Annotated in this window: 6 protein-coding genes and 1 tRNA gene; 2 read left to right on the top strand and 5 right to left on the bottom strand. The window is 50.7% G+C overall.

Features of this window, described 5'->3' with window-relative positions:
- Positions 1–73: 73 nt before the first annotated feature.
- Positions 74–1,882 carry an aspartate--tRNA ligase gene (aspS, locus tag GS601_RS20860; protein WP_162425223.1) on the bottom strand — a complete coding sequence of 603 codons (1,809 nt, stop codon included), beginning with the start codon at positions 1,880–1,882 and terminating at the stop codon, positions 74–76.
- A 171-nt stretch (positions 1,883–2,053) separates the two neighbouring features.
- Between aspS and GS601_RS20855 the strand changes: the two genes are divergently transcribed.
- Positions 2,054–3,127 (top strand): cysteine peptidase family C39 domain-containing protein, encoded by a 1,074-nt coding sequence (locus GS601_RS20855; protein ID WP_162425222.1) that lies wholly within the window; start codon positions 2,054–2,056, stop codon positions 3,125–3,127.
- 112 nt (positions 3,128–3,239) lie between these two features.
- Here GS601_RS20855 and GS601_RS20850 read toward each other — a convergent pair whose 3' ends face one another.
- A complete protein-coding gene (locus tag GS601_RS20850) occupies positions 3,240–3,650 on the bottom strand; it encodes a DUF4359 domain-containing protein (RefSeq protein ID WP_162425221.1) in 411 nt (136 codons plus the stop codon).
- Between the two features lie 95 nt (positions 3,651–3,745).
- Here GS601_RS20850 and GS601_RS20845 point away from each other — a divergent pair.
- Positions 3,746–3,818: transfer RNA gene (locus GS601_RS20845), tRNA-His, on the top strand.
- A gap of 99 nt (positions 3,819–3,917) precedes the next feature.
- Here GS601_RS20845 and GS601_RS20840 read toward each other — a convergent pair.
- The 3 genes from GS601_RS20840 to GS601_RS20830 form a co-directional block, all read right to left on the bottom strand.
- Positions 3,918–4,829 carry a pentapeptide repeat-containing protein gene (locus GS601_RS20840; protein ID WP_162425220.1) on the bottom strand — a complete coding sequence of 304 codons (912 nt, stop codon included), beginning with the start codon at positions 4,827–4,829 and terminating at the stop codon, positions 3,918–3,920.
- Between the two features lie 12 nt (positions 4,830–4,841).
- On the bottom strand, positions 4,842–5,483 hold the full coding sequence (locus tag GS601_RS20835; RefSeq protein ID WP_162425219.1) for a beta-carboxysome protein CcmP: 642 nt from the start codon (positions 5,481–5,483) through the stop codon (positions 4,842–4,844).
- Positions 5,484–5,573: 90 nt separating this feature from the next.
- Complete coding sequence (locus GS601_RS20830) at positions 5,574–6,530, bottom strand: glycosyltransferase family 2 protein (protein ID WP_162425218.1); 957 nt, start codon at positions 6,528–6,530, stop codon at positions 5,574–5,576.
- Positions 6,531–6,781: the final 251 nt, after the last annotated feature.

Below are 6,781 nucleotides of genomic sequence, written 5' to 3'. Positions count from 1 at the left end.
ACCCTCGCTCGACTTGCAGCCAAAAGGCTTGCCTGCTCTCCCTCCTGCCATCTTTTAATCCGTCGAACTCACGTTAAGATGGTTTTGCAGGCGTGGCTAGTTTCGGCTTGTAAGTCGAGGCAACCTGCAATTCTTTAAGCTGCTTGTCATCCACACCAGAGGGCGCACCCGTGAGCAAACATCGCGCCTGCTGCGTCTTTGGAAAGGCGATCACATCGCGGATCGAGTCTTCGCCAGAAAGCAGCATCACCCAGCGATCGATGCCATAGGCAATGCCGCCGTGGGGCGGCGCACCGTACGCGAAGGCTTCGATCAAAAACCCGAATTTGCTTTGGGCTTCGTCGTCGGAAATGCCGATGGTTGAAAACACCGCTGCCTGCACGTCTGGTTGGTGAATGCGAACGCTGCCACCGCCCACTTCAAAGCCGTTGAACACCAAATCGTAGGCTTGGGCACGGGCAGTTTTGAGATCCTCAACATCGTCAGGGTGAGGAGCAGTGAAAGGATGGTGCAACGCCTCCAAGCGTTTCTCGTCCGCGTTCCACTCGAACATGGGGAAATCGGTGACCCACAGCAAATTGATCTGGTCTGGATCGATCATGCCGAGTTCGTTGCCAATATATTGCCGCAAGCGATCGAGGGTTTTGTGAACCGTAGTGGCATCACCTGCCCCAAACAGTAGCAAATGTCCTGGCTTGGCATTGGTACGCTGGAGAATGTCTTGCTTTTGCGCCTCAGTGAGGTTGTCTTTGATCGCGCCGATCGTATCAATATCACCATCATCGCGCACTCGAATGTAAGCCAATCCTCGCGCTCCAGCTTCGGAAGCTTCTTTAAATAGATCCCCACCGGGCTTGATTCGCACGTTAGAAATGGCGTCGTTGCCGTTGGGGATCGGCAAAATCTTCACGATTCCGCCTTTGGAAACGGCGTCTGCAAACACTTTGAACCCGGAATTTTCGAGCACATCCGACACATCAACTAGCTCTAAGCCAAACCGGGTATCGGGTTTATCGCTGCCGTAGCGCGCCATGGCAGCGGCATAGGTCAGGCGGGGAAACGGACGGGGAATTTCGATGCCTTTGATGGTTTTAAAGATGGTGCAAACCAGGTTTTCGTTGAGTTCCAAAATTTCTTCTTGGGACATGAAGCTCATCTCCATGTCTAACTGGGTAAATTCTGGCTGGCGTTCTGCTCTCAAATCTTCGTCGCGGAAACATCGAGCAATTTGGTAGTAGCGATCGCACCCTGCCACCATCAGCAGTTGCTTAAACAATTGCGGCGATTGCGGCAAGGCATACCATTCTCCTGGGTTCGCCCGCGACGGCACGAGATAATCCCGTGCGCCTTCGGGCGTAGATTTGGTCAAAATTGGCGTTTCAACTTCGATAAAGCCTTCTGTATCTTCGAGATAGCGCCGCATGGTTTTGATGATCTGATGGCGCAATTGCAGATTTTGGCTCATGCGATCGCGCCGCAGATCTAAATAGCGATACTTCAGACGCAACTCTTCGCGCACGGGTTCTGCATCCGCCGACGACACCTGAAACGGAAGTTGCTTCTGCACAGGGTTAAGAATCTCAATTTCGTCGGCATAAATCTCAATTTTCCCCGTCGGAATTTTGGGGTTGAGCGATTCATCCGGGCGCTTTGTCACCCGTCCCACAATTTTGATCACATCTTCATTGCGAAGATCCCCCGCCTGCTGGTGCGATCGCGGCGTCCGTTCAGGATCGCTAACCACCTGCACCGTGCCAGAGCGATCGCGCAAATCGATAAAAATCACATACCCATGATCGCGCCGTCGATCCACCCATCCAAACAGGGTGACCGTTTCTCCAATATGGCTCGCTCGAACTTGACCGCAGTAATGGGTACGCATAGCAGGGCTTGGCAGTTTATAACGAGGAATGGTTAGAACCGAACGTCTGAACTTTAAGTCTAGCGAGGGGCAGAACAATTGCGACATTCTTCTGGCGCATCGCGAAAACTTCCCCATTATGCCAGCAATTGAGCGGGGAATCATAGGGAAGACCCAGAGGAAGCAGAGTTCATGATTTTAGAAGCGATCGCAACGGTAGTGCTAGGAGGCTTATGTTTTTGGGGAGGCATAAAAGCGGGGCGATTTTGGAGCGATTGTGCAAACCTTGGCAACGGCGATCGCGCCATCCCAAGCGAAAATGTTTTTCAAGGAAAAAACGCGGTCTCTCTGCTCTTTTTAGGACTCTACATTCTTCTGATTGTGGTGATGCTAAATATCCCTCAATCCAAAATTTTTCCGCAAAATTGGCGAATCTATGGGCTGCAAACAAGCTGGACGCTGATTCGGATTAGCTTTCTAGGCTTTTGCGGCGTTGCCTATGCCATCACCCAACGATCAGCGCGTCCCCAAATCTGGAGCGTGGTGCTACTGAGTGTGTTAGGCATTGGCGGCTTCAGCGCTGCCGAAAGCTATATTCTGGCTCCGATCTACGGAGATCTGATAGACAACTTGCAGCCTAATGGCGTCTTTAAGCAAACCTCTATGACAAGCTGTGCGCCGTCTGCCCTCGCGACTGTCTTGCGTCGGTGGAATATTCAAGACGCAACTGAAGTGAGTGTGGCAAAATATGCGAAAACAAGTCGCTTAGGCACTACGATGCCGCAGATAATAGATGCGGCTAGAACGTTTGGGTTAGACGGCATCGAGCTATCGCCGACGTGGGAGCAAATGCAGACGATCAACCGTCCGGGTGTGTTAGCCGTTTGGCTGATCGATGGAACCCGCAAGTTGCCCCACGCCGTTGCGCTCTTGGGAATGGATAAAACCCGAGCCGCGATCGCAGATCCCTCCAGTGGCAAAATTTTCTTGTTCACCCGTTCAGAATTTGCCGAAGTGTGGCGTCAGCAATACGTTCCGATTTATCGTCCCCCAGAGGTGCTATTGCTGCGCGAATCGCAAGCTATGGACTATCTCAAACAGTTGGGTTACAACAGTTCAAACCTGAAAGCAATGTTAAAAGAGTTTCAGCGATCGCACAATATCACCGCTACCGGAACGCTAGATACTCAGACAACGCTACTGCTAACCGGAGCATTTCTTAACGATGCGCCCACGCTAAAAGATCTGCAACTGCCCCTTGAATAAGCTCAACTCGCAAATCCTTAAAGCTGTGTGGGAAAGAGCTAGAATGCAGGCGACGTGCCCCCTGCTCCTCAAGCCCCGATCCTTCAAACGTTGGCAGAGCCATCCCAGGCTGCTACTCTTGCTTGTTGGCATCGTAGATATAAAACTTGCCAAACATGCCCACGGTTTCTAGCCGAAACGAGGGCACTTTGATAAAAAAAGGCACACCCGGAAACAAAGAACGGGCAGATAGATTAGTGCTGTAAATGCTGAAAAGGAAATAATTTTGGCGATCGCTACTCTGAGTAATCAGCTTTTTAAGCTCTGCCTGGTTGTCCTCCACAAATTCTGGACACTGCTGCCGCAGCATGGATGGAACCTCCTTGCAACCGTCTGTTTTCAACTTTCCAACAGCAAACTCCTCAAACGCCGCTTCCGGCGGATTTGTGGCTGCCATCAGCGCTCCAAGCCCAGCCAGCCCAACGCCCAATCCACCTAAAAACATTTGAAACGGTTTCATATCACACCACGATCCACGGCTCATCTCCAAGGTTCTTCCCATCTTAAGCAACGAACAAATTCTGGCTGCATTTTGGATAAAATTATTAGCAAGATGCTATGATAAATGTCGTGTTGATGGCGAGCGTAGCCAAGTGGTTAAGGCAGAGGATTGTGATTCCTCCATTCGTGGGTTCGATCCCCATCGTTCGCCCTTTTAGATAGTCGCTCTTTCATCCGCAAGGTTCCAGTTCGATCAAACGTTTGCAGGTTTGGCATAACTAAAAATTTTCTGGGAGATTGCGGGGTTTTCTTAGGGATGAACGTCTCCCCTCGGCATGAGTGCCCCTTGCAAATTCGCCCGACTCAGATCAACCTCTCCTAGCTCCACGTCAGACAGGGTTGCCTCGCGCAAATTGGTGCGATCGAGGAGCGCACCCCTCAAGCATGCCCGGCTCAAATTTGCGCGAGTGAGGTTTGCCCCCACCAAATTTGCGCCTCTCAAGTTTGCGCGAGTGAGGTCTGCCCCTGCCAAATTTGCTTTACTGAGGTTTGTCCAAGAACAATCTGCCCTAGAAAGATTGGCTTCACTCAAATCTGCCTCAACTAAGTAGGCGGCAATAAGATGAGCTTGCACCAAGTTTGCTTTGGGCAGCCGCGATCGATACAAATGTGCCTGTGCTAATTCTGCTTCATACAACGTTGCACTGGTGAGATCTGCCCCTGCCAGGTTTGCCTCGGTGAGATTTGCATGGCTTAACGCGGCTCGTCGTAAATCAGCATTGCTGAGATCGGCTTTCCGAAAGGTCGCGCCTCTTAGCTCAGTGCCGATCAGGTTAACGTGGGTTAAATCTGCGTTGTTAAAGTTTGCCCCTTTGAGATCTGACCCGATAAAGTTGGCAAAACTCAAATTGGCACCGCTAAAGTCAGCGCCAATGAGATGAGCATCAATAAATTCTGCATGGTGCAGATCAGCGTCGATGAGTTCGGCTTTGTGGAGCATGGCTTGATTTAACGTGGCAAAGCTGAGATGGGCGGCGATAAGTTTTGTCCAGCTTAGATGAGCACGGCGTAAATTGGCAGCCGTTAAGTTTGCGCCGCGAAGATTTGCGCCATCGAGGTCGGCGTTGCTGAGATCGGGATGCAAGTCAGGATGCTGCGATCGCCACTTCAGCCAGGTAACCGCACCCTGTTGCAGCAACATCAGATGCTTTGGATCTGCCATTGCCGCCTCTCTCTATTCTTTACGAACTGTTCCAGGATAGTCTCGCCCTGAAAGACTTTCCATCACGTCAACCACGGCTCTTGATGCCGCCAAAATATCCCGCTCTTCGCCGCCTAAATACAATCGCCCAAAGCTACCCACCGCAGAAATTTGGAGGATGTTGATCAGTGCCGCTTTTTCTGCTTCGTTAGCGGCTAAGGCGGCATAGGCCGCAGGTTCGACTTCAAAGACATAGAGCGTTTGCCCTGCCAAAATCATGTTGCCGCGGCGTGTCCGATTGATCAGTTGGGTATGGTGGGCATCGATATTGCGAATAATTTGGCTGGAGATCACATTTGGCTTGAAACAATCTTGCTGACGCACATCCAACGCGCTCAAAATTGCCTTTCCTGCCGCCTGTACTTCGCCCTGGTTGCTAGCATGAATTTCCAGCAAGCCATACAGCCGCTCTACGATTTGCACGCCGGGGCGCACCACAGCCGATTTCATTGCTACATCCATAATCCGGTTGATCTCAATGCCCGGAGAAATCTCTAACCACAAAGAGGCATCTCCTGGCAATGGTAAAAATCCCAAAGACTCGGTGCCTAGATAGGCAGCATGTTGAGCCTGGAGGCGATCAATATAAACGTAACTGCGAAGATCAATACCCAAGGGTGCGCTCACAAACTGAAGCCAATCTTAAGTATACGAGCTTGTCGGCGCGCCACGGCTTGAAAATCTGATTCTCGTGATAATTCTGGGTTATGAGTCGGCAGCGTGAGTGCTGATGCGATTCGCCTTGCGAAGCTCCGCAGGATCGCGATATGGTTGTGGTTTGCGTTGTGCTAGTTGTTGTCTCAGAGCTTTTGGTAGAAAATAAAGCCAATTTTTTGAACAGGTCAGATACTGAAACACCACGCCAAAACACTGAAGCCGTTCGGGGATGGTAATGGGTGCTTGAAGAATGCCTTGCACAAAGCCAACGGAGCTACGCTCCCAAAATGGATTGCGTTTACGATCGCCGTTTTGCCATTGTTGGCGGGCTTTGGCGGAGGCAAGACAGGTTGATTGCTTGAGGTGAAACCGCCGGAAAAACAGAGTTTCAGGAACTTGAATAAAGCGACCCTGCAAACTTAGCTCTGCTAAGACAACGCGATCGGTTCCATAGTTGCCCCGCTGTAGCTGAACGTTGCGGAGACTGTCTGCGCGAATTAACCCGAAAATTTCGTAACACCAGAAGGTTTGCAGCACAATGCTAGCAAAGCGCGCCGGGGTTTCCCACGAATCTAGACGACGGGGACGATCGCGCTTTGGAGGTTGCTCATTGCCTGCCCAGTCGATGCGTCCCACGTCAGAAAAGCTCAAAACCACTGATGGATCATGGTCTAAAATGTCTACGCACCGCTCTAAAAAGGTGGGCGCACAGAGGTCATCGTGGGCTGCCCATTTGAAGTATGTGCCCCGCGACAGCCGAAACGCCTGATTGTAATTTTCTGCTGCCCCAATGTTGTGCGGGTTGCGATAGTAGCGAATTCGCGAATCGCGGGCGGCGTAGGCTTGGCAAATAGTGGCGGTGCGATCGCTAGAGGCATTATCCGACAAAATAATTTCAAAATCAGTAAAGGTTTGATTGAGAAGGGACTCTAGTGCCGCTTCTAGAAAATCCTCACCATTAAAAACAGGCATCCCGATGGATACAAGAGGTCGATCATTAGACATATTAACTTCCTTGCAAGCAAATACTTAGGGAGGGTGTGGCTAACCAAGAGCACAGATAATTGGGAGCGGTCTGTGGCTCGGCGGCGGTTTAGAATGGAGTGTTTTGAGATTTGAAGGGCTTATTTGAATTATGTCTGCACTCAAAGTAAATTGGGTAAATTTACGGTCAAGCCTTGATATTTTTTTGATGTATGCCAATTTACACGGAGACCACGATCGCTCAGACAAGCCAAAATACCTGTGACTGAACC

The organism is Myxacorys almedinensis A (assembly GCF_010091945.1).
Taxonomy (GTDB): Bacteria; Cyanobacteriota; Cyanobacteriia; order Leptolyngbyales; family Leptolyngbyaceae; genus Myxacorys; species Myxacorys almedinensis.
This window is presented reverse-complemented; position numbering and strand designations above follow the sequence as displayed.

Excerpts from the sequence above, each read along its gene's own strand:
- aspS (WP_162425223.1), bottom strand. The coding sequence starts at position 1,882 with ATGCGTACCCATTACTGCGGTCAAGTTCGAGCGAGCCATATTGGAGAA.
- GS601_RS20855 (WP_162425222.1), top strand. The coding sequence starts at position 2,054 with ATGATTTTAGAAGCGATCGCAACGGTAGTGCTAGGAGGCTTATGTTTT.
- GS601_RS20850 (WP_162425221.1), bottom strand. The coding sequence starts at position 3,650 with ATGAGCCGTGGATCGTGGTGTGATATGAAACCGTTTCAAATGTTTTTA.
- GS601_RS20840 (WP_162425220.1), bottom strand. The coding sequence starts at position 4,829 with ATGGCAGATCCAAAGCATCTGATGTTGCTGCAACAGGGTGCGGTTACC.
- GS601_RS20830 (WP_162425218.1), bottom strand. The coding sequence starts at position 6,530 with ATGTCTAATGATCGACCTCTTGTATCCATCGGGATGCCTGTTTTTAAT.